A 20,579-nucleotide genomic window follows, 5' to 3' on the forward strand; every position below is an offset into this window, starting at 1 on the left:
CGAGTCCCCCTGCCCCTGCGAGTCCCCACCCCCTCCCTCACCCCGGAAACGGGAACACCGCGCCGGCGGAGCTGCCACTCCGAGGCCGACGCGGTGGTGAGACACCACAGAAGGAAGATCCGCATGTCCCTGCCCCACCGTATCCGGCGCTCCCGGCTCTCGGCCGCTGCGGCGGCCGCTGCGTCCCTCGCGCTCCTCGCCGCCTGTTCCTCGGCCACCGAGTCGACCACCGCCGAGGAGGGCGACGGCGCTCCCGGCGAGGGCACCACCGCCGTCGGCTTCATCATGGTCGGCCCCAAGGACGACTTCGGCTACAACCAGGCCGTCTACGAGGGCAGCCAGGTCATCGCCGAGGAGTTCCCCGACCTCGAGGTCCTCACCGCCGAGAACGTGCCCGAGGACGACACCGCGGCCACGACCATGCAGCAGATGATCGACAAGGGCGCCAAGCTGATCTTCGCCACCAGCTACGGTCACCTCGACGCCGCGCTGAAGGTGGCCGAGGAGAACCCCGACGTCGTCGTGGTGCAGCAGGGCAACACGATCACCGAGGACATCCCGGAGAACTCCGGCACCTACTTCGGCACCGTGTACGAGCCGATGTACCTGGCCGGCATCGCCGCGGGCGCGTCGACGAAGTCCGACAAGCTCGGCTACGTCTACGCCTTCCCGATCCCGCAGACGATCGCGAACATCAACGCCTTCGAGCGCGGCGCGCAGTCGGTGAACCCCGACGCCGAGACGATCACCGTGTCCACCTCCTCGTGGTGTGACCCGGGCAAGCAGCAGGCCGCCGCCGACAGCCTGCTCTCCCAGGGCGTCGACGTGCTGACGCAGCACCAGGACTGCACCGCCACGGTCATCCAGGCGGCCGAGAAGGCCGGCGCCATGACGGTCGGCTACCACGCCGACGCCTCCAGCCTCGCCCCCGAGGGCTGGCTCACCGGCGCCGTGTGGGACTGGGGCCCGCTCTACACCGACATCGTGCAGACCGTCGTCGACGGCGACTTCGTCGGCAGCGAGTACAACGACAACTTCCGCGTGGGCTACAAGACCGGCACCAACCCCTTCGTCCTCGCGCCCTACGGCCCGCTGGTGAGCGAGGAGACCATGTCGGAGATCACCGCCGCCCAGGAGTTCCTCGGCACCGAGGACGGCTCGCCGTTCGTGGGCCCCGTCTACGACCAGGACGGCACGCTCGCCATCGAGGAGGGCGTGGTCCCGACCTACGCCGAGAACGACGCCATGGACTTCTTCGTCCAGGGCGTGGTCGGCGACCTGGCCCAGTAGGACCCACGGCACCAGGACGACGACACCAGGGGACAGAGGGACGACGATGACGACCGTGGCGGGCTCCACGCCCTACGCCTGGCCCTACGACGGGGATCTCGCCCCGGCTCGGACCGCGCTCCTGGTGGTGCGGGGGGCCGACGCCCCGGCCCTGCCCGCCACGGTCGCGCCGCTCGCGCAGCGGCTGCACGATCTCGGCGGGGCGGTGGTCGCCGTGACCACCGCCCCGCCCCGCCGGTCGGCCCCCGACGACCGGTCCACCCCCATGGGGCCGGCGGCGACCGTCGTCGAGTCGGATCATCCGATCGACGAGACGGTGGTCGCCGCCGGCCTGGACGGCTTCCACGGCAGCCCTCTGGACGCGCTGCTGCGACGCACCGGGCGCGACCGGCTGCTGCTGGTGGGCGGCTGGCTGGAGACCTCGGTGCACTCCACGATGCGCTCGGCCAACGACCGCGGCTACGAGTGCCTGCTGGTGCTCGACGGCTGCGTGCCCTTCGACCCCGACCTGCGCGCCGCCTCGCGCTCGCAGATCGAGATGTCCGGCGGCATCTTCGGCGCCGTCGGCGAGACCGACGCCGTCCTGGCCGCCCTCGGCCGTCCCTGACCCGCCCCCACGAACCCTCCGAACTCCCGCGAGAGGACCCCGCGATGACCAGCCCCACGACCAGCCCCACCCGCTTCCCGGCCCTGCCCGCCGAGCCCTACGCCTGGCCCTTCGACGGCGGGTTCGCCCCCGAGCGCACCGCGTTGATCAACATCGACTGGCAGGTCGACTTCTGCGGCCCCGGCGGCTACGTCGACCGCATGGGCTACGACCTCAGCCTCACCCGCGCCGGCCTGCCCGCGACCCAGCGGGTGCTGGCGGCGGCCCGCGAGGCCGGGCTGTTCGTGGTGCACACCCGCGAGGGGCACCGGCCCGACTTGTCGGACTGCCCGCCCAACAAGCTGTGGCGCAGCCAGCAGATCGGTGCCGGCATCGGCTCCGACGGCCCGTGCGGACGCATCCTGACCCGCGGCGAGCCCGGCTGGGAGATCGTGCCCGAGGTCGCCCCGATCGAGGGCGAGCTGGTGATCGACAAGCCCGGCAAGGGCTCCTTCTACGCCACCGACCTCGACCTGCTGCTGCGCACCCGCGGCATCACTCACCTGATCTTCACCGGCATCACCACCGACGTGTGCGTGCACACCACGATGCGCGACGCCAACGACCGGGGCTACGAGTGCCTGCTGCTCACCGACTGCACGGGCGCCACCGATCCCGGCAACTACGCCGCGGCCCTGAAGATGATCACGATGCAGGGCGGCGTCTTCGGCGCCATCGCGACCTCCGAGGCGCTGCTGGCGAGCCTGGCCGCACCGGTCGCATGACCGGCACGCCCGTCGACCTCCCCGCCCCGGCCGCCGGCACCCGGACCGCGACGTCGTCCGCGACGTCGTCCGCGACCCCGTTCACCGTGGCCGGGCTGCGCGCCCGCTACGTCGCCAGCGACGACCCGTGCGCCGAGGTGGCCGACGTCGTGGCGCAGGTGCACGCCCGGATCGCGGCCCGGGGCGAGGACGGCACCTGGATCAGCCTGGTGCCGCCGACCGACGTGGCGCGGGCCGTGGCCCGCCTCGACCCCGCCGACCGCAGCCGGCTGCCGCTGTGGGGCGTGCCGTTCGCGGTGAAGGACAACCTCGACACCCGGGGCCTGCCGACCACCGCCGCCTGCCCCGGCTTCGCCTACGAGCCCGAGGAGACCGCGGTCGCGGTCGCCCGGCTCGAGGCCGCGGGCGCGCTGCTGATCGGCAAGACCAACCTCGACCAGTTCGCGACAGGTCTCAACGGCACCCGCAGCCCCTACGGCGTCCCGCGGCACGTGCACGACCCCGCCCTCGTGCCGGGCGGGTCGAGCTCGGGATCGGCGGTCGCCGTCGCCGCGGGCCAGGTGCCGTTCAGCCTCGGCACCGACACCGCCGGCTCCGGGCGCGTGCCGGCCGCGCTGCAGGGCGTCGTCGGCCTCAAGCCCTCCATCGGCCTGGTCAGCACCCGCGGCCTGCTGCCGGCCTGCCGGTCGCTCGACTGCGTGTCGGTCTTCACCCAGGACGTCGCCGACGCCGCCGCGGTGCTCCACGTCCTGGCCGGGCACGACCCGGACGACCCCTGGTCGCGCCCGCTCGACGTGCCGGCCGCAACGCCGCAGCCGGTCGAGCCCGGCCGGCTGCGACTGGCCGTGCCCGCCGCGGTCCGCGGCTGGGGCGCGCGCGGGGAGCAGGCGGCGTGGGAGGCGACGCTGGAGCGGCTGCGCGGCGCCGGCGTCACGCTGGTGCCGCTCCCGGCCGACGTGGTCGACGACCTCCACGCCGCCGGCGACCAGCTCTACACCGGTCCCTGGCTCGCCGAGCGCGCCGCCGGGCTCACCGACTTCCTCACTGCGCACCGCGACGCCGTGTGGCCCGCGGTGGCCGGGATCCTCGACGGCGCCACGGCCGTCACCGGCGTCGAGGTGTTCGCCGGCCTGGACGCGATGGCGCAGCGGCGGCGACGGGTGCGCGCCCTCCTGGCCGACGTCGACGCGCTGCTGACCCCGACCGTCACCGAGACCTTCACCGTGGCCGAGCTGCAGGCCGACCCGGTGGCCCTGAACGCCCGGCTGGGCCGCTGGACCACGTTCACCAACCTGCTCGACCTCGCCGCGATCGCCGTTCCCGGAGTGCCCGGAGCGCCCGGGGGATCCGGGGGTCCGCTGCCCTTCGGCGTCACGGTGCAGGCGCCGGCGGGGTCGGACGGCGCCCTCGCCGGCGTCGCGGCCACCCTCGAGGCGGTCCTGCGCGGCGGGGCCCCGACGCCGGTCGAGCCGCCGTTGCCGCCCGGGCTCGACGTCGCGGTGGTCGGTGCCCACCTGGAGGGCATGCCGTTGCACGCCGACCTCCTGGGCCGCGGCGCCCGGCTGCGGCGGCGGACCCGCACCGCGCCGGTGTACCGGTTCTACGCGCTGCCCGGCACGGTGCCCCCCAAGCCCGGCCTGCGCCGGGTGGCGGCGGGGGACCGCACCGGGACGGCCATCGAGGTCGAGGTGTACCGGCTGCCGTGGGCGGAGGTCGGCGGGTTCCTCGCCACCGTCGTCGCGCCCCTGGCGATCGGCCAGGTCGAGCTGGAGGACGGCGTCCGCGTGCACGGGTTCGTGTGCGAGCCCTGGGCCCTGGCCGACGCCGAGGACATCACCGGGTTCGGCGGCTGGCGCGCCTACCTCGCGGCCCGCTGACCGCCCGTCCCGATGAGCCGTCCCGATGAGCCGGGTCCGGTCAGCCGGGTCCGGGCTTGCCGAGGTCGATGCCGGGCGGGGTGGGGGGTGACGGGGGCCCGCCCGCCGGGGGTCCGGCCGGGGGCGGGAACGCCGGAGGGGCCGGCGGTGGGGGCGGGCCCGGGGCAGCCGCGGGAGGCGCACCCCACCCGGTCGGGGCCGGCGGCGCCGACGCCGGGGCCGGGGCCGGGGCGACGGTGGCCGCCGCCGTGCGCAGCGAGTCGCCGGCCCGGCGCAGGTCGCCGCCGGTGAGCGCGCCGGTCACGAGCATCACGACCAGCCCGACCACGGCGGCGGCCACGAGCAGCAGCAGGGTGCCCGGCACGCCGTCGAGGCCGGCGTAGACCGTCCCCTCGCCGCGGAAGGCCTCGCCGTCGAAGGTCGCCGCGGCGCTGCCGGAGCCGTGGGCGGAGGTCCACCAGGTCAGGACCGGCAGGACCACCACGAGGGAGGCCAGCCAGGTCAGTCCGGCGCGGCGCCGTTCCCCGGCCGGAGCGGTGCGCACGACGACGACGGCCACGGCGGCGAGCACCAGCAGGGCGACGAGCGGCGAGGCCCACAGGCCGGGTTGGGTGTCGGTGAGGGTGCCCAGGCGCAGGAACTCCTCCTCGCCCACCGGCCCGGTGCCGGCGGCGCGACCCGAGCTGCTGGCGCCCACGGGGGACAGCACACCGATGCCGAGGGTGGTGTAGCCGAGGTTGGACAGCGAGGCGATCACGAGCGCGGCGAAGCTGGCCACGGTGAGGCCGTCGCGGTCCACGGAGTCGCCGGCCACCTTGAGCATCAGCCAGAACGCGGTGCCGGCCGCCGGCAGCAGCAGGACCAGGGCGGCGGCGCCGATCACCGGCCCGCGCAGCACGTCGTGGGCGCGGGCGGTGCGGCCGTCGAGCAGGTCGCGGCGCACCAGCAGACCGGCCAGCACGAGGATCAGCGTCACCACCAGCCACGGCTGGACGAGGGAGGCGAGCCGGCCGGCCCCGAAGTCGGCGTCGAGGGCGGAGTCGTCGACGCCGAGGTCGAGCAGCCCCACCTGCTCGGTCGTGAAGCCGCTGCGGACGACCAGCGCGGCCACGAACACGACCACGGTCGTGAGCAGGCCGGTCCGCACGGCGTCGGCCACGACCTCGCCGAACGTGGCGCGACGCCGGGCCAGGCGCCGGAACAGCAGCACCGCCACGATCGCCCCGAGGGTGAGCAGCAGGAGCGGCGAGGCGTGGAGGGAGGCGTCGGCCTCCCCGGAGGCGCCGTCGAGCTCGCCGGTGAGGTGGGTGGTGCCGTTGACGCCGAACGCGGCGGCGGTCAGCGTGACCGCGAGGGTGAGCGTCTGCCCGAACCCGAGGTCCTGCACCAGCACCGCCAGGCCGAGCGAGCCGGCACCGACGACGGCCAGCAGGGCGACGGCCACGACAGCGGCCCCGAGCCAGTCGCCGGCCACGAGGCGTCGCAGGTGCGGGGTGAGGGCGCCCAGGTCGACGCCGGCCGCCGGCGGGGCCGTGGGCCCGGGCGGACCGGGCGGGGGCGGCGGCGCGTACCCGCCGGGCGGCGGGGGCGGCTGGGAGGGGCCGGGGGGTGGGGGCGGCTGCGTCATCCCGGCAAGGTCTCACATGCACCTCGGCACGTCACGTGTTCCGCGGGCCCTCTTCCGGGGGCGGAGACGCCGACGGGGCCGGCGCCGCATCGCGGCACCGGCCCCGTCGGAGAGACCACGTGGGTCAGAACGAGGGACCGAACAGCGGGTCGGTGATCGTCCACGAACCGCCGTAGTGGAACACGTACCACATGAACAGCGCAGCGCCGGCCAGGGCGATGTCCTTGTTGAAGGCGATCATCTCCATCTGCTTGGCCTGCGGGTCGGTCTCCTTCCAGAACGCGTGCATCATCACCGCGGTGACGATGAGCAGGATCGCCAGGCCGAGCGCGCCCATGTCGGCGAAGATGCCGAGCACGATCGAGACGGCGCCGGCCAGCATCGCGACGCCGCTGATCTGGACCATCAGCGGCGCGTTCTTGACCCCGCGCGAGGCGGCGTAGCCGGCCATCGCCTGGGTCTGGGTCAGGTGGCCGATCGCGGAGCCGACGAAGAGGAAGGCGAACATGACGCGTCCGATGAACTGGACGAGCTCGAAGAAGTCCATGTGGGGTCCTCGCTACTAGTTGAGTGTTCAACCACTTTGGCGCGGGGAAGTGTGGCTCGTCAACACTCTGGCCCCTCCGGGCCGCCGGCGCCAGCACCACGGCGGGTGTCGGCGCCCCCGATGGCCCCCGGTCGCGGCGGGAGGGTCAGCGGTCGAGGGCGACGTGCTGGTAGTCGGGGTCGGCGTAGTCGCCGCCCCACTCCCAGCCGATGCGGGCGAAGGCCCGCACGACGACGCCGTCGGTGCCGATCACCCCCGGCGGCAGGTCGCGGCGGCTGCGGTCCAGGTCGAGGAACCGCGCGCCCGCCCGCGGCAGCACGCGCACGCCCTCGGCGGTGCGCAGCACGTAGGGGTTCTGCACCGGGTTCAGGTCGATCGCCCGGCCGTAGGCGTGGGAGGACCACAGGTCGGTGCCCGCCACCCGGCGGCAGTTGTAGGCCGAGGTGCTGTTGGCCGCCATCGAGGCGTCGTCGTCGGCGCCGTAGGCGTCCACCAGCCGGATCCGGGCGATCGGGAACCGGGCGCGGTAGAGCGTGCGGAAGACGCTCACGACGTCCTCGACCACGTCGCGGTTCACCACCAACGGCCCGCGGCGCACCTGCCCCGCGAAATCGACGTAGGAGACGGTGACGGCCCGCAGGTCGTCCCAGCCGACAGGGCACCGCCCCTCGTCGTGGCTGGCGCCCATCCGGGCCCGCCAGGTGGCCGTCATCGGGCTGATCGTCGCGCGGAAGTCGGGCCGGGCGGGTGCGGCGGGCCGGTCCGGCGCGACGCTCCGCTCCCGCGGGGGCGTCGGCACCGGGCGCAGGTCGGTGCAGTCACGGCGGGCACGGGTGTCGGCGAGCGCGGCCGCCCGCTCCGCCCCGGTCAGGGGCTGCGCCGTGCCGCCCTCGAGCGGGGTGCGGCCGGGCAGCCACCGCTCGCGCACGACGCCCTCGGCGGTGACGTCGAGCTGCAGCAGCCCGGTCTCGGGCACGAGCCCGTGGTACCAGGCGAAGTTGCCCAGGCCGTAGTGGATGTACGTGGAGCCCGCACCCTCCCCGAGCAGGCCCGACCCCTGGATGCGGTGCGCGTGCGCCCCCACGACGACGTCGGCCCCGGCGTCGGCGAGCGTCGCGGCCAGCCGCTCCTGGTCGCCGGTGGGGCAGGTGGCCCCCTCCTCGCCCCAGTGCAGGTACACCACGACGACGTCGTCGCGGGCCGCGGCCGTCCGCACCGCGGCGACCAGCTGGGGCGCCTGCGGCACGCGGGCCGCCGCGAGGCCCGGTCCGGACCCGGGGACCGCGGCCCAGACCGGTGCGGCGCTCTCGCGCGGGGAGGCGTCGGCGGCGAGCACGGCGACGTCGAGGCCGCGGATCGTCGTGCGGTACGGGGCGAAGGCGTCGCGGTGGTCGGTGCCCGCGCCGATCAGGGCGACGGGGGAGTCCTCCCGCAGGTCGAGGGTGCCGCGCAGGCCGGCCGGTCCGGCGTCGGCGCCGTGGTTGTTGGCCACGGAGGCGACGTCGACGCCCGAACGGGCCAGCACGTCGAGGGCTCCGGGGCCGGTGCGGAACCAGTAGCGGTCTCCGGGATCCTCCAGCTCCTTGGCGGCCGGCGCGCCGGGGCGTCCGGGCGCGAGCACGGCGGTCTCGAGGTTGACGACCGCCAGGTCGGCGGCGCGCAGCTGGGCGCTGAAGGGGCCCAGGTCGGCGCGCGGGCTGCGGGCGTCGTCGGCGAGCAGCCCCTCGAAGTGCACGTCGCCGCCGAACGCCAGGCGGACGGTGCCGGCCGCCGGCGGTGGCGCGGCGGCCGCCGCCACCGCGCGCAGCGGCCGTTCGTCGGGCGTCGTGGCGGGACGGTCGTCGACCGCCGTGGTGCAGCCGGTGAGCGCGACGGCCGCGACGGCGCCCGCGAGGGGCCGGCGGGCGCGATCGTGATGCAGGCGTCCGAGCACGCTGTCCTCCGATCCGTGGTGCCTCCAGTGCACCCGACCGGTCAAACCCTTCGGGGTGGCGGCGCCTCGGTGGGTTAAAGTCGATCGAGTCACTCATATTCGATCTCGGGAGGATCCATGACGCTCGCCCCCTCGTCCCGCACCACGTCGACCAGCACCGCGTCGACCAGCACCACGTCGACCGGCCCCTCCATCGGGCGGCACACCGCCTCCCCCGCCGAGCCGGTGGTGGTCCGGCTGGGCGGTCGCATCGGCGCCCGCGTCGACGGCGTCCGGCTGGGCGGCGACCTCGCCGACGACGTGGTCGCGCAGCTGCGCGCGGCCCTGCTGACCCACAAGGTCGTCTTCCTGCGCGGCCAGGAGCACCTCGACGACGACGGCCACGTCGCCTTCGCCCAGCGCCTGGGGCACCTCACCACCGCGCACCCGACCGTGAACACCGGCAGCGCCCACGTGCTGAGCCTGCACGCGACCCAGGGGATGGCTGCCAACAGCTGGCACACCGACGTCACGTTCGTGGACCGTGTGCCCAGCATCAGCATCCTGCGCGGCGTCACGATCCCGCCCTACGGCGGCACGACGGTCTGGGCCGACACGGCGGCCGCCTACGCCGCCCTGCCGGCGTCGTTGCAGGCGCTCGTGGACGACCTGTGGGCGGTGCACACCAACCGCTACGACTACGCCGCTACCGCCGAGGACGCCGAGGACCCCCAAGGTGACGCGCTGGACCGCGACCAGTTCCGCTCGGTGCCCTACGAGACCGAGCACCCGGTGGTGCACGTGCACCCCGAGACCGGCGAGCGCGCGCTGCTGCTGGGGCACTTCGTGCAGCGCTTCCGCGGCCTCAACACCGCCGAGTCGCACGCGATCTTCGGCCTGCTCCAGGCCCGGATCACCCGGCTGGAGAACACCGTGCGCTGGACCTGGGCGCCGGGCGACGTCGCGATCTGGGACAACCGCGCCACCCAGCACTACGCCGTCGCCGACTTCGACCACCACCCGCGCGAGGTGCGGCGAGTGACGCTGGTCGGCGACGTCCCCGTGGCGCTGGACGGGCGCCGCAGCCGGGTCCTGCGCGGCGACTCCTCGGTCTACACCCGGCTCGCCTCGCTCATCAGCTGACCCGCCCACCTCCTGATCCCCCCGACTCACTGATAGCGGGGTGGCGCAGGGACGTCGTACCAAGCGGACGGCAGCCCGACACGCCGGGAACGGCCTGCCGGATGCTTGGTGCGACGTCGGCCGGTGACCCGCCCGGTCCGCAGGCCGTTCAGCCGGCCGGGTCGAGGAGGCGGCGCGTGGGCTCGGGGAGGGGGAGCGCGGCGGCGCGGGCGTCGGCGCGTGCGGCCTCCTCCTCCCGGCCCAGCCGGCGCAGCAGGACGGCCTGGGTGGCGTGCCACAGCGGGTAGCGCTCCAGGCCGGGCACGGCGAGCACCGCCGTCAGCCCCGCCTCGGCGCCGTCGCGCTCGGCGAGGGCGACGGCCCGGTTCAGGGCCACCACCGGTGAGGGGTCGGTGACCAGCAGCGCGTCGTACCACGACACGATCGCGTCCCAGTCGGTGGCGGCGTAGTCCGGCGCCAGCGCGTGGCAGGCGGCGATCGCGGCCTGGGCGAGGTAGCGGTCCACCGGGGCGCCGGCGGTGCTCAGCCGCAGGCCGGCGGTCACCAGCTCGCTGCCGGCGCGGATCGCGGCCCGGTCCCAGCGGCTGCGGTCCTGGTCGGCCAGCAGCTTCGGGACGCCGTCGTCGTCCAGCCGCTCGGCCCGGCGCGAGTCCTGCAGCAGGCCCAGGGCCAGCAGCGCGCATGCGCCGACGTCGTCGGGGCGCAGGGCGTGGAGCAGTCCCGCCAGTCGCAGGGCCTGCTCCAGCAGGGCGGGCCGCACCAGGTCGGGGCCGGCGGTGGCGCTGTAGCCCTCGTTGAGCAGCAGGTAGACGGTGGTGAGCACGGCCGCCCAGCGCTGGGGCAGCTCGGCCTCCGAGGGCACCTTGTACGGGATGCCGGCGGCGCGGATCTTCTGCCGGGTGCGCACCAGCCGCTTCGCCACGGCGTCGGGGGTGCTGAGCAGCGCCCGGGCGATCTCCTCCTCGCTCAGGCCGCACAGGGTACGCAGGGCCAACGCGACCTGGCTCGCCGGCGCGAGGCTCGGGTGGCAGCAGGTGAACAGCAGCCGCAGCAGGTCGTCGTGCAGCACCTCGGGCGGGATCTCGTCGGGGCCCTCGGGGAAGTGGCCCGGGTACGACGAGGACATCGGGTCCTCCTGGTCGTGGGCCGGTGCCGCGGAGTGCCGGCCCGTCACGAGGTCCTCGCGGTGGGCCCGCTCCTCCCGCGCCTCCCGGCGGGACTCCGCCCGCACCAGGTCGCGGGCACGGTTGCGCGCCACCACCCGCAGCCACGCCGCGGGTCGGTCGGGCACGCCGTCGACGGGCCAGCGGTCGAGCGCGCGCAGGACGGCGTCCTGCACGGCGTCCTCGGCCAGCGCGAGGTCGCCGACCTCGCGCGCCAGGCTCGCCAGCACGTCGCGACCGGCGTCGCGCACCAGGGCCACGAGGGTCTCCTCGGGCCCCGGTGCGGCGGCGTCGTGCGACATGCGGAGGGGGTCCTCGTGCGGTCCGGTCAGCCCATCATCGGGACGACGGGCCGCACCTCGACCGCGCCGTTCCACGCCGCCGGGATCTGCGCGGCGAGCGCGATCGCGGCGTCGAGGTCGTCGGCCTCGAGCAGGAAGAAGCCGGTGAGGGCCTCCTTGGTCTCGGCGTAGGGCCCGTCGCTGGTGACGATCTCCCCGCCCTTGCCCGAGGCGCGCACCGTGGTCGCGGTGGCCGTCGGGAACAGGGCGGCGCCGCCGCGGATGGCGTGGGCGGCGGCCATGCTGAAGGCGCCGTACTCGGCCATCTCCTCGGCGTGCTCGGGAGCGCTGTAGTCGACGTCGGCGGAGTAGATGATGGCGGCGTACATGGTCATGTCGTTCTCCTGGGTTCCGGGCCGCCCCGGTGGGCGTCCTCGTGATGATGACGACGCCGGATGTCGGGGGAGGACATCAGGCCCCCGAATCGGTCGACAGTTCACCCTTCCGGTCTAGACCGGGGTGAGGGCCGGGGTGAGGGCCGGGGCCCGGAACGAGGACGGCGCCCCGCGGCGGAGCACCCCGTGAGGTCGTGAGGGAGCGGTTACCGACGCCGAACCCGGCGGCGCCGGTGGCGGCAACACCCGCTGCCTAGCGTCGCCAGCCATCGCGGTCACGACGTGTCGACCGCCGGAGCAGCAGGCAGGGCGCCATGGCCATCGAAGTGAGGATCATCGATCCCGAGACCGTCCCCCCGCGTGGCGCACGCCGTTCGGGGCGACGCACCGGGCGCTGGATCGACGACTGGGACCCGGAGAACCCGGCCTACTGGGCCGCCGGCGGCAAGCAGGTGGCCCGCCGCAACTTGGTGTTCTCGATCCTCGGGGAGCACCTCGGGTTCTCGGTGTGGCTGATGTGGAGCGCCGCGGCCGCCACGCTGTCCAAGGTCGGCTTCGCGTTCACGCCCCAGCAGCTGTTCTGGCTGGTGGCGCTGCCCAACCTCGTAGGCTCCCTGCTGCGGCTCCCGTACACCTTCGCCGTCCCCCGCTTCGGGGGGCGCAACTGGGCGGTCCTCAGCGCGGGGCTGCTGGTGGTGCCGACCCTGCTGTTCGCCTGGGCCGTGCAGGACCCGACCACGCCCTACTGGATGTTCCTGCTGATCGCGGCCACCGCGGGCGTCGGGGGCGGCAACTTCGCCTCGTCGATGGCGAGCATCAACTTCTTCTACCCCGCCCACCTCAAGGGCACTGCGCTCGGGCTCAACGCCGCCGGGGGCAACCTCGGGGTCGCGGTGATCCAGTTCTTCTTCCCGATCATCGTCGGCGGCACCGGAGCGTTCGGCCTGGTCAAGGCGAGCGAGGCCGGCCTGATGCTGCCGCGCGCCGGATTCCTCTACGCCGCGCTGGCGGTCGCCGCTGCGGTGTGCGCGTGGTTGTTCATGGACAACCTGGCGGTCGCCTCGAGCCGCCCCCGCCAGCAGCTGTCGGCGCTGCGCCACGGGCACACCTGGGTGATGTCGTTCCTCTACATCGGCACCTTCGGCTCCTTCATCGGCTTCTCGGCCGCGATGCCGTTGCTGATCAAGATCAACTTCTTCAATCAGCCGGTGCCCTCGATCCCGGGCATCGGCATCAACTTCGCCTTCTACGGCTTCCTCGGAGCTCTGGTCGGTTCGCTGGTGCGTCCGTTGGGCGGGATGGTCGCCGACCGGCTCGGCGGTGCCGTCGTCACGTTGGCCTCGTTCCTGGGGATGATCCTGGGGGTCGTCCTGGTCCTGGTCTCGCTGTCCGCGCTGACCCCGGTCCCGCGGCCGGCGCCGGGGGCCGCACCTCCGGACCCGGCGACCTTCACCTACCCCGACGCCGTCCGGGACGCCGTGGCCGCCAACGAGCACGTCTTCCCCTGGTTCCTCGCGGCGTTCCTCATCGTCTTCGCCGCCAGCGGCCTCGGGAACGGGTCGACCTACCGGATGATCCCGTCGATCTTCCGCGCCAAGGCCGCGGCGGTCGCGCCGCTCGGCACGCCGGAGCGGGCCGACGCGGAGGTCCGCGCCACCCGCGAGTCCTCGGCCGTCATCGGGATCGCCGGCGCCATCGGGGCGATCGGCGGGTTCCTGATCCCCATCACGTTCTCCGCGCCCTGGGTGACCGATCCGGTGGCCGCCACCCGGCAGGCCTTCGTGATCTTCCTCGGGTTCTACGTCGTGTGCCTCGCGGTCACGTGGTTCTGCTACCTGCGCCCCCGGGCCGAGATGGCCCGCGCCGGGGTCTGACCGCCCTCGCGCCAGGTCCCCGCAGCCGGGTTGTCACGCCCGCGTCACCGTCGCGTTCTCGCGACGGCGACGCGGGCGTCGTCGCGTTCACCTGTGTGAACACCGGATGTCGGACCTCTCCCTCGGGGTGTGGTGAGGCCGTGAGGACAAAGTGACGGCGATGTAGCGGTCGGGAAATCGCGGTCCGGATCCCGACTTGCAGAGTTCTCGGTACCGCCGCTCCCGTTCCGAAGGCCACACCATGACCGCTCCCGTTCCTCCCGACATCGCGTCCCGACCGCCGATGACCCGGGTCCAGGCCGCCACGTCCGCCGCCCTGTGCGGCGCGGCGACGGTCCTGCTCGGCTACGCCTCCGGCTGGGGGCTCTCGGTGCCCGTCGCCGCGCAGGTAGTGTCCCCACCGGCCGCCCCGGTGGCCAGCGCCCCCGCCGCTCCGGTGCAGGTCGCTCCCGCGACCGTGCCGGTCCCGGTCGTCTCCGCTCCGGCGGGCATCCCCCGGACGCCGACACCGACGGTGCCGACGACGCCGGCGCCGACCGAGCACGACCACGCCCCCGAGCCCGAGTCGCCGTCCGCCCCGGACGTCGTGATGCCGCCGCTCGTGGCGCGTGACGACACCTGCGTCGGCGTGCGGATCGCCGCCTCGCGCCTGCTCACGCACCTCGAGGCCGGCCACCTGCAGACCTCGCCCCTGGACCAGGTGCGCGAGCTGCTCGACGTCGACCAGTACACCCTGACCCACACGACCCTGGTCGACTCGATGCTCGACCCGATCGCGCGCGCCCTCGACAGCGACCTCGACGTCCTGCTGCGCCACCTCTACGCCGCCCACCTCGAGACGTCGCCGTTCCAGCAGGTCACCGACCTGCTCGCCGTCGACGACTACGTCAAAGCCCACACCGTGCTGGTGAAGGACGTCGTGGGCCCCACCGTCGGTGAGAGGGGCTGCTGAGATGTCGGGTCCGATCCGCTCGCCCCGTCCCCACCCCCGCACGCGGACGTCCCGCACGCGCACCCTCCGTGTCCTGACGACGCTCCTCTGCGTCCTGCTCGCGCTGCTCGCCGTGCTCGCGGTGGGTCCGGGCAGCGCCCCCGCCCAGGCCCACGTCGACCTTGAGGGCTCGCGGCCCGCGAACGGGTCGGCGCTGGCGGAGATGCCGCGATTCGCCGCCCTCACCTTCGGTCGGCCCGTCACGATGCGCGAGGTCACCGTGACCCAGGGCGGCGAGGTCGTGCCGCAGCGCATCAAGCCGGGCGACCCGACCACCGTGCAGCTCGACCTGCGTCAGATCGACCCGACCCGGCTCGATCCCGCCGGCGAGGTGTCGCTGATGTGGATGCTCATCGACGGCGAGGACGGCCACGAGACCACCGGGACCGTCACCTTCGGCGTCGGGCCCGCCGCCGTCGCGGCCCTCGACGACGAGCGCGACGCCGCGGCGGCCGCCGTCTCCGACGCGGGCGCCGACCTCGCGGCCCTCGACCGCTGGACCCGGGTCTCGCGGGTCGCGGGGTACCTCGCGACCGCGGGCTTCCTCGGCGGCCTCGCGTTCGTCGCCCTGCTGTGGCCCGCCGGTGCCCAGGAGCGGCGCATGCGGCTGCTCCTCGGCGCGACGGTCGTGGTCGGAGTACTCGCCGCCCTCGGCTCGGTCGCCGTCGACCTCGCCCGCGCGCCGGACAGCCAGTCCACCGCGCAGGTCCTCCTCAGCGACTACGCCCGGGTCTCGACCACGCTGGTGCTGCTCTGGGCCCTGGCGCTCGTGGTCCTGGTCGGCGTGCTCCGCGACGGCGCCACGGCCGTGCGCAGCACGGCCTGGCGCGTCGGTGCCCTGGTCGTGGCCGTCGGCATGATCCGTGTCACGGGGATGCGCGCCCACGCCCCGCAGACCGAGATCGGGTGGCTCGGCTCCACCGCGGACTTCCTCCACGTGGCCGGCATCAGCGTGTGGCTGGGGGGACTGCTCGCCATGGCGATCGCACTGCTGCCGCGCCGCGACCTCCCGGTGCTCGCCGCGGTCGTGCCCCGGTACTCGCAGCTCGCGATGGTCTCGGTGCTCGCGATCGTGGCCTCCGGTCTGATCATGCTCTACCAGATCGCCCTGCCCATCCCCGGCTTCTGGGGCACCGACTACGCCCGCACCCTGCTCCTCAAGCTGGTGGCGTTCGGCGCGGTCATAGCGGCCGCGATGGCGAGCAAGCGCTGGGTCGACCGCCGACTCGACGAGGCGGTCACCCTCGGGCGCGCCGGCGCGGTGCGGTCCTTCTCGGTGTCCGTGTACGCCGAGGCCGCCCTCGCCGTCGCGGTCCTCGCCGCCGCCTCGACGTTGGTGACCTCCAGCCCCGGGCTCTGATCCCCGTCACCACCTGTTCGTCCACTCCGGCAACGACGCCGGGCCGTCGCGTCATCGGCGCGATCCCGCTGCACCTGAAGAACCGTGCAGCACCTCACGAAAGGCATCACCCGTCATGTCCCAGGCTCCCGCATCCGGACCCACCTCCACCCGACCTCCCCAGCGACGTCTCGCCCTCAGCGCCGCGCTGGTCGCGGCTGCCGCGACGTCGGTGTTCGCCCTCAGCCAGCTCGGCCAGTCCAGCTCGGCCCAGGCCGGCCTCACGACCCCCGCGGCGGCGCCGGCGGCCCCGGTGGCCAGCGCCAAGGCCGCGCCGGTCGTGGTCAGGATCAAGAACTACGCCTACGACAAGGCGAACCTCACCGTGAAGGTCGGACAGACCGTCACGTGGATCAACGAGGACTCCGCCCCCCACACCGTGACCGTCACCTCGGGTCCGGAGTCCTTCGACTCCGGCACGATGGCGCAGGGCGACGAGTTCAGCTTCACCTTCACCCAGGCCGGCGTCTACGAGTACTACTGCGCCGTGCACCCCGACATGGTGGCCAAGGTGACGGTGGTCGGCGACGACGCCCCCGCGGCGCCGTCGGGGCCGAGCGAGCCCGCCGAGGAGCCGACCGACGCGCCGGCGGAGGAGCCCGCCGGGCACTCCGGCCACGGGGGGTCCACGGAGCCGGAGACCGCCCCGGAGCCGGAGCCGTCCACCGAGCCCACGGCCGGCGCGCCGACGCCGGAGGAGTGCACGGGGGTGCGTGAGTCGCTGGACGTCTTCATGACCCACGTCGAGGGCGGCCACCTGCAGACCTCGCCGTTCCAGCAGGTGCGCGAGCTGCTCGACGTCGACAAGTACACCCAGACCCACACGATCCTCGTGCAGAACATGCTCGAGCCGATCCTCGGCGCCGGCAACACCAGCCTCGACACGTTCCTGGTGCACCTGTACGGCGGTCACCTCGAGACCTCGCCTTTCGGTCAGGTCAAGGAGCTCAGCGACGTCGACCAGTACACCCTGACCCACACGATCCTGGTCGAGAACATGGTCGAGCCGTGGCTGGAGAGCAACTGCTGATCGCCTCCCGAGGCCGGTCGACGACGTCGTCGGACAGGCCGACCAGCAGGTGCGGGGGCCCGCTCACACCGGGCCCCCGCACCTCGGATCCTCCCCCGTCCCCGCTTCGCCGGAAAGGCAGCGCCATGACCGTCCGTTCCCACCGCCCGCCCTCGGGCCTGCTCCTCCGTCTGGTCGCCGGCACGCTGGTGTCGCTCACCGCCCTGCTGGGCTGGAGCCTCAGCCCCGCCTCGGCCTCCGGCGAGGGCCACCACCATGTCGACATCAAGAACTACGCCTACGCGATGCCCGACCTGCGCATCGACCAGGGCGACACCGTCACCTGGACCAACCTCGACGACGCTCCGCACGACGTCACCGTGACGGCCGGACCGGCGACCTTCACCTCCCCGATGCTGGAGAAGGGCGACAGCTGGAGCCACACCTTCGACACCGCCGGGGACTACTCCTACCTCTGCAGCATCCACCCCGACATGCGGGCGGCCGTCTCGGTCGCCGCCGCCCCTGTGGCCGCCCCGGCACCCGTGCCGGAGACGGCTCCGGCACCGGCGCCGGTGGACCAGGCGGCGCCCGATGCGGTCGCGCCGGCGCCCGCCGCGGTGAGCCCGCGCGAGGCCCGCGCGGCGGCGCGGGAGGCGCGCGCCGCCCAGCGGGCCGCCGAGGAGGCTGCGGCGACGTCGGCCGCGGCGACGACGCCGGCGCCGGTCGTCGCGGCGCCGACCGGACTCGATCCCTCGCTGAGCCCCCTGCTGCTGGTGGCGGGGATGGCGATCGCCGTGGTCGTGTTCTGCCTGCTCCTGCTCTCCGCCGCGCCTCCCGCGCCCCAGCTGCCGGGGCCCGGGCCCGAGGACGCGGCCCCCGTGCCCGACGACAGCGACACCCGGGTCGACCTGCCGGTCGCGGGCTGAGGAGTGGCGCGATGAGTCAGACCCTCCAGCCGCAGGGCGGTGCCACCGGTGACGCGCCACGCCGTCCGGGACGTCCGGGCCGTGCGGGAACGCGCAGCGCAGGCCTGTTCCGTGCCGCCTGGCGGTGGCACTTCTTCGCCAGTGCGCTGGTGCTGCCGATCGTGCTGGTCCTGGCCGCGACCGGTCTGGTGTACCTGTTCCGGTTCCAGCTCGAGCCGCTCCTGCACCCGGGCCTGATGCGGGTCGCCGCGCCGTCGGCCGCGGGTGAGGAGGCGGCGGTGGTGCCGGCGACGGCCCAGGCCGCCGCCGTCGAGGAGTCCTACCCCGGTGTCACGCTGCTCTCCTTCACCGAGCCGACCGACGCCGACGACCCCTCCCGGTTCTCGGTGATGCTCCCCGACGGGAGCGCCGTCGACGTCTTCGTCGATCCCTACCGCGGTGAGGTGCTCGGCGACCTCGACCCGACCCGGACCGTGTCGGGGATGGCGATCCGCCTGCACGGCGACCTGATGTCGGGGCGCTGGGGGGAGCACCTGGTCGAGCTCGGAGCGTGCTGGGCCATCGTGATGGCGCTCACCGGGTACTACCTCTTCTGGCGCGGTCGAGCCGCACGCCGCCGGGCCTGGGAGAAGGGGCGGCCCGGGTCGGGCACCCGCAGCCGCCACGCCGTGGTCGGGGCCGTGGTCGGAGTGGCGCTCCTCGGTCTGCTGGTCACCGGACTCCCGTGGACGGGGGTGTGGGGTGACCGGGTGCAGCACCTGGCCACCGCCGAGGGTTCCTCGATGTGGAGCCAGGACCCGGGCGCGATCAGCGATCCCACCTCGACCCTGGACGAGTCCCTCCCGCACGCCCACCGTGTCGAGGTGCCCTGGGGCCAGCAGGAGTCGCCGGTGTCCCGCTCGACCCCGCCCCACCGGGCCGGCGACGGCGCGAGCGTCGCGGATCTCGACACCGCGATCGCGGTGGCCGACCGGGCCGGTCTGGCGCATCCCCTCACGGTCGCCCTGCCGTTCGCGGACGACGACGCCGGCGTCTTCTCGGTCATCGGCTACGCCTTCCACGACCCCGCGCAGGAGCGCACCGTGCACGTCGACCGCTACAGCGGCGCGGTCGTCGGGGAGTACGGCTTCGCGGACTATCCCCTGCTGGCCCAGGTGGTCAGTCAGGGCATCGGGCTCCACGAGGGTCGCAGCCTGGGGCTGTGGTCGTTCTGGGGCGCGGCCGCCGCGTGCCTGCTGCTGATCTTCCTGTGCGTCACCGGTCCCCTGATGTGGTGGCGACGTCGGCCCTCGGGCGGGGCTCGGCTCGGGGCGCCCCGCGGGCGACTCCCGGTGCGCTCCAGCCCCCTGCTGGCCATCGGTCTGGTCGTGTTGGGGGTGGTGCTCCCGCTCTTCGGGATCTCCCTGATCGCGGTGCTCGCGATCGACCAGCTGGTGCTGCGGCGCATCCCCGCGCTCGCCGGCTACTTCGACGTCGTGGACTGAGGGCCGGAACAGGGCCGGAACGAGGACGGCGCCCCGCGGCGGTGGACCGTCGCGGAGCGCCGTCGGCCGCTCACAGGGGGAGGGCGGCCAGGTGGGGGCGGCGTCGTCGGAGCACGGACGACGCCGTCCCCACGAGCGGAGGTCGGGGGCCCGCCGCTCGGGTCGTGGAGGTGGTGGGTGCGCTGGGTGCGGTGGTTGGGGTCGCGTTCAGCCGAGCAGGCCGCCGACCAGCGGCAGCACGACGCGGCAGCGCACCGGCTGGGCGTTCGCGGGGTCGAGGGCGTTGAGCACCACGCGGGCCGTGACCGGGTCGGACACGATCTGCAGGTGGTCGCTGAAGTCGGTCGGGCACAGGTCCTGGATCGTGATGTTGGTGGCGCCGTCCTCGATGCCCGAGGTGTAGGGCGTCACCACGCCGTCGTACTTCGTGACGATGTTGGTGTACTCCACGCCGGGCACGAAGGGGCTGCCGCCGCTGCGCAGCTCGGCGAAGTACTCACTGCCCGCGAGCAGCTGCGGCACCGACGGCGCGCCGGCGCCGATGAGGCCGAGCACGGGCGCCGAGAGGCCGAAGGGCTGGCCGAGGCGGGCCAGCGTGGCACCGCCGAGGGTGTCGGTGCCCTTCCACAGCGGGGCGATCGAGACGTGGCGCTTCACGACCGCCGCGCCCCCGAGGAACTTGAGGTAGTAGCCGGGCATGACCGTGCCCTCGGAGTGGCCGACGAGGTCGACCTCGCTGGCGCCGGTCGCGGTGAGCACGCGGTCGACGAAGACCTTCAGCTCCTGCGCGCTGGCCCGGATGTCGCCCAGGCCGCCGAACTGGTTCAGCGGGAAGGGGTAGTACTGGCCGTAGGTGAGGGAGAAGACGCAGTAGCCGTTGTTCTTCAGCAGCGGGGCGTAGGTGGGCCAGTTGGTGGCGCGGTTGCCCACGATGCCGTGCACGAGCACGACCGGCCGGGGGTGCGCGGCGCTCGGGCGGCAGTTCCAGTCGTTGGCGCCCGGCGGGTTCTGGTCCGGCGGCACGCCGGCGAGCAGCGCGGCGGGGATGAAGCCGTAGGGCACCGGGAGGTCGCCGTCGGCGGCCCGGGCGGGCGCCGCGCCGGTGGTGCCCAGCAGGGCGACGACGGCGGCGAGTGCGGTGAGGAGGGCGAGCGCGGCGCGGACCGGAGCTGGCCGTGCGGGGGTGGGGGCGTGCAGCGGCACGGGGACCTCCGAGAGTGTGGGGGGAGTGGTGCTGACCACATAGTGCACTACTGTTCACTCAACGGGAAGACTCCCACTCCACGG

General features: G+C 74.4%; 17 protein-coding genes. 11 read left to right on the plus strand and 6 right to left on the minus strand.

The window, feature by feature from the left end; translation table 11 throughout:
* Nucleotides 1-123: 123 nt before the first annotated feature.
* The 4 genes from ACERUJ_RS01615 to atzF are packed head-to-tail and all read left to right on the plus strand — an operon-like array spanning nucleotide 124 to nucleotide 4,538.
* Nucleotides 124-1,290 (plus strand): BMP family ABC transporter substrate-binding protein, encoded by a 1,167-nt coding sequence (locus ACERUJ_RS01615; protein WP_370246686.1) that lies wholly within the window; start codon nucleotides 124-126, stop codon nucleotides 1,288-1,290.
* Between the two features lie 46 nt (nucleotides 1,291-1,336).
* A complete protein-coding gene (locus ACERUJ_RS01620; RefSeq protein WP_370246687.1) occupies nucleotides 1,337-1,897 on the plus strand; it encodes a cysteine hydrolase family protein in 561 nt (186 codons plus the stop codon).
* A gap of 44 nt (nucleotides 1,898-1,941) precedes the next feature.
* Nucleotides 1,942-2,661, plus strand: a complete 720-nt coding sequence (locus ACERUJ_RS01625; RefSeq protein ID WP_370246688.1) for a cysteine hydrolase family protein — start codon at nucleotides 1,942-1,944, stop codon at nucleotides 2,659-2,661.
* Complete coding sequence (gene atzF / locus ACERUJ_RS01630; protein ID WP_370246689.1) at nucleotides 2,658-4,538, plus strand: allophanate hydrolase; 1,881 nt, start codon at nucleotides 2,658-2,660, stop codon at nucleotides 4,536-4,538. The genes ACERUJ_RS01625 and atzF overlap by 4 nt, the downstream gene beginning before the upstream one ends.
* Nucleotides 4,539-4,578: 40 nt before the next feature.
* Here atzF and ACERUJ_RS01635 read toward each other — a convergent pair whose 3' ends face one another.
* From ACERUJ_RS01635 to ACERUJ_RS01645, 3 genes are all read right to left on the minus strand, one after another.
* Nucleotides 4,579-6,165, minus strand: a complete 1,587-nt coding sequence (locus ACERUJ_RS01635; protein WP_370246690.1) for a hypothetical protein — start codon at nucleotides 6,163-6,165, stop codon at nucleotides 4,579-4,581.
* A 124-nt stretch (nucleotides 6,166-6,289) separates the two neighbouring features.
* The gene (locus ACERUJ_RS01640; protein ID WP_370246691.1) at nucleotides 6,290-6,712 is read right to left on the minus strand and encodes a DoxX family protein; all 423 of its coding nucleotides are present in this window, start codon (nucleotides 6,710-6,712) and stop codon (nucleotides 6,290-6,292) included.
* A 145-nt stretch (nucleotides 6,713-6,857) separates the two neighbouring features.
* Nucleotides 6,858-8,645, minus strand: a complete 1,788-nt coding sequence (locus tag ACERUJ_RS01645; RefSeq protein WP_370246692.1) for a CapA family protein — start codon at nucleotides 8,643-8,645, stop codon at nucleotides 6,858-6,860.
* Nucleotides 8,646-8,762: 117 nt separating this feature from the next.
* On the opposite strand from ACERUJ_RS01645, the gene ACERUJ_RS01650 reads away from it, so the two are divergent.
* Nucleotides 8,763-9,767: a TauD/TfdA dioxygenase family protein gene (locus tag ACERUJ_RS01650; protein WP_370246693.1), complete on the plus strand. Its 1,005-nt coding sequence runs from the start codon at nucleotides 8,763-8,765 to the stop codon at nucleotides 9,765-9,767.
* A gap of 148 nt (nucleotides 9,768-9,915) precedes the next feature.
* Here the strand turns inward: ACERUJ_RS01650 and ACERUJ_RS01655 are convergent, their stop codons facing one another.
* Together ACERUJ_RS01655 and ACERUJ_RS01660 are read right to left on the minus strand one after the other, a co-directional pair.
* On the minus strand, nucleotides 9,916-11,232 hold the full coding sequence (locus ACERUJ_RS01655; protein ID WP_370246694.1) for an RNA polymerase sigma factor: 1,317 nt from the start codon (nucleotides 11,230-11,232) through the stop codon (nucleotides 9,916-9,918).
* Between the two features lie 26 nt (nucleotides 11,233-11,258).
* Complete coding sequence (locus ACERUJ_RS01660; protein WP_370246695.1) at nucleotides 11,259-11,606, minus strand: YciI family protein; 348 nt, start codon at nucleotides 11,604-11,606, stop codon at nucleotides 11,259-11,261.
* Between the two features lie 314 nt (nucleotides 11,607-11,920).
* Between ACERUJ_RS01660 and ACERUJ_RS01665 the strand changes: the two genes are divergently transcribed.
* The 6 genes from ACERUJ_RS01665 (at nucleotide 11,921) to ACERUJ_RS01690 (ending at nucleotide 19,292) form a co-directional block, all read left to right on the plus strand.
* The gene (locus ACERUJ_RS01665) at nucleotides 11,921-13,480 is read left to right on the plus strand and encodes an MFS transporter (protein ID WP_370246696.1); all 1,560 of its coding nucleotides are present in this window, start codon (nucleotides 11,921-11,923) and stop codon (nucleotides 13,478-13,480) included.
* A gap of 283 nt (nucleotides 13,481-13,763) precedes the next feature.
* On the plus strand, nucleotides 13,764-14,432 hold the full coding sequence (locus tag ACERUJ_RS01670) for a hypothetical protein (RefSeq protein ID WP_370246697.1): 669 nt from the start codon (nucleotides 13,764-13,766) through the stop codon (nucleotides 14,430-14,432).
* 1 nt (nucleotide 14,433) lies between these two features.
* Entirely contained in the window at nucleotides 14,434-15,831 is a 1,398-nt protein-coding gene (locus ACERUJ_RS01675) for a copper resistance CopC/CopD family protein (protein ID WP_370246698.1), read from the plus strand.
* Between the two features lie 115 nt (nucleotides 15,832-15,946).
* Nucleotides 15,947-16,900, plus strand: a complete 954-nt coding sequence (locus tag ACERUJ_RS01680; RefSeq protein WP_370246699.1) for a plastocyanin/azurin family copper-binding protein — start codon at nucleotides 15,947-15,949, stop codon at nucleotides 16,898-16,900.
* Between the two features lie 125 nt (nucleotides 16,901-17,025).
* Nucleotides 17,026-17,808 (plus strand): plastocyanin/azurin family copper-binding protein, encoded by a 783-nt coding sequence (locus tag ACERUJ_RS01685; RefSeq protein WP_370246700.1) that lies wholly within the window; start codon nucleotides 17,026-17,028, stop codon nucleotides 17,806-17,808.
* An 11-nt stretch (nucleotides 17,809-17,819) separates the two neighbouring features.
* Nucleotides 17,820-19,292: a PepSY-associated TM helix domain-containing protein gene (locus ACERUJ_RS01690; protein ID WP_370246701.1), complete on the plus strand. Its 1,473-nt coding sequence runs from the start codon at nucleotides 17,820-17,822 to the stop codon at nucleotides 19,290-19,292.
* 207 nt (nucleotides 19,293-19,499) lie between these two features.
* On the opposite strand, the gene ACERUJ_RS01695 is transcribed toward ACERUJ_RS01690, so the two are convergent.
* Nucleotides 19,500-20,495, minus strand: coding sequence for an esterase/lipase family protein (locus ACERUJ_RS01695; protein ID WP_370246702.1), 996 nt, complete (start codon nucleotides 20,493-20,495; stop codon nucleotides 19,500-19,502).
* Nucleotides 20,496-20,579 lie beyond the last annotated feature (84 nt).

Source organism: Nocardioides sp., from assembly GCF_964228225.1.
In the GTDB taxonomy this organism is placed as follows: Bacteria; Actinomycetota; Actinomycetes; order Propionibacteriales; family Nocardioidaceae; genus Nocardioides.

What these genes read in the sequence shown, in the direction of transcription:
- ACERUJ_RS01615 (WP_370246686.1), top strand. Translation starts at nt 124, where the DNA reads ATGTCCCTGCCCCACCGTATCCGGCGCTCCCGGCTCTCGGCCGCTGCG.
- ACERUJ_RS01620 (WP_370246687.1), top strand. Translation starts at nt 1,337, where the DNA reads ATGACGACCGTGGCGGGCTCCACGCCCTACGCCTGGCCCTACGACGGG.
- ACERUJ_RS01625 (WP_370246688.1), top strand. Translation starts at nt 1,942, where the DNA reads ATGACCAGCCCCACGACCAGCCCCACCCGCTTCCCGGCCCTGCCCGCC.
- atzF (WP_370246689.1), top strand. Translation starts at nt 2,658, where the DNA reads ATGACCGGCACGCCCGTCGACCTCCCCGCCCCGGCCGCCGGCACCCGG.
- ACERUJ_RS01635 (WP_370246690.1), bottom strand. Translation starts at nt 6,165, where the DNA reads ATGACGCAGCCGCCCCCACCCCCCGGCCCCTCCCAGCCGCCCCCGCCG.
- ACERUJ_RS01640 (WP_370246691.1), bottom strand. Translation starts at nt 6,712, where the DNA reads ATGGACTTCTTCGAGCTCGTCCAGTTCATCGGACGCGTCATGTTCGCC.
- ACERUJ_RS01650 (WP_370246693.1), top strand. Translation starts at nt 8,763, where the DNA reads ATGACGCTCGCCCCCTCGTCCCGCACCACGTCGACCAGCACCGCGTCG.
- ACERUJ_RS01655 (WP_370246694.1), bottom strand. Translation starts at nt 11,232, where the DNA reads ATGTCGCACGACGCCGCCGCACCGGGGCCCGAGGAGACCCTCGTGGCC.
- ACERUJ_RS01660 (WP_370246695.1), bottom strand. Translation starts at nt 11,606, where the DNA reads ATGACCATGTACGCCGCCATCATCTACTCCGCCGACGTCGACTACAGC.
- ACERUJ_RS01665 (WP_370246696.1), top strand. Translation starts at nt 11,921, where the DNA reads ATGGCCATCGAAGTGAGGATCATCGATCCCGAGACCGTCCCCCCGCGT.
- ACERUJ_RS01670 (WP_370246697.1), top strand. Translation starts at nt 13,764, where the DNA reads ATGACCCGGGTCCAGGCCGCCACGTCCGCCGCCCTGTGCGGCGCGGCG.
- ACERUJ_RS01675 (WP_370246698.1), top strand. Translation starts at nt 14,434, where the DNA reads ATGTCGGGTCCGATCCGCTCGCCCCGTCCCCACCCCCGCACGCGGACG.
- ACERUJ_RS01680 (WP_370246699.1), top strand. Translation starts at nt 15,947, where the DNA reads ATGTCCCAGGCTCCCGCATCCGGACCCACCTCCACCCGACCTCCCCAG.
- ACERUJ_RS01685 (WP_370246700.1), top strand. Translation starts at nt 17,026, where the DNA reads ATGACCGTCCGTTCCCACCGCCCGCCCTCGGGCCTGCTCCTCCGTCTG.
- ACERUJ_RS01690 (WP_370246701.1), top strand. Translation starts at nt 17,820, where the DNA reads ATGAGTCAGACCCTCCAGCCGCAGGGCGGTGCCACCGGTGACGCGCCA.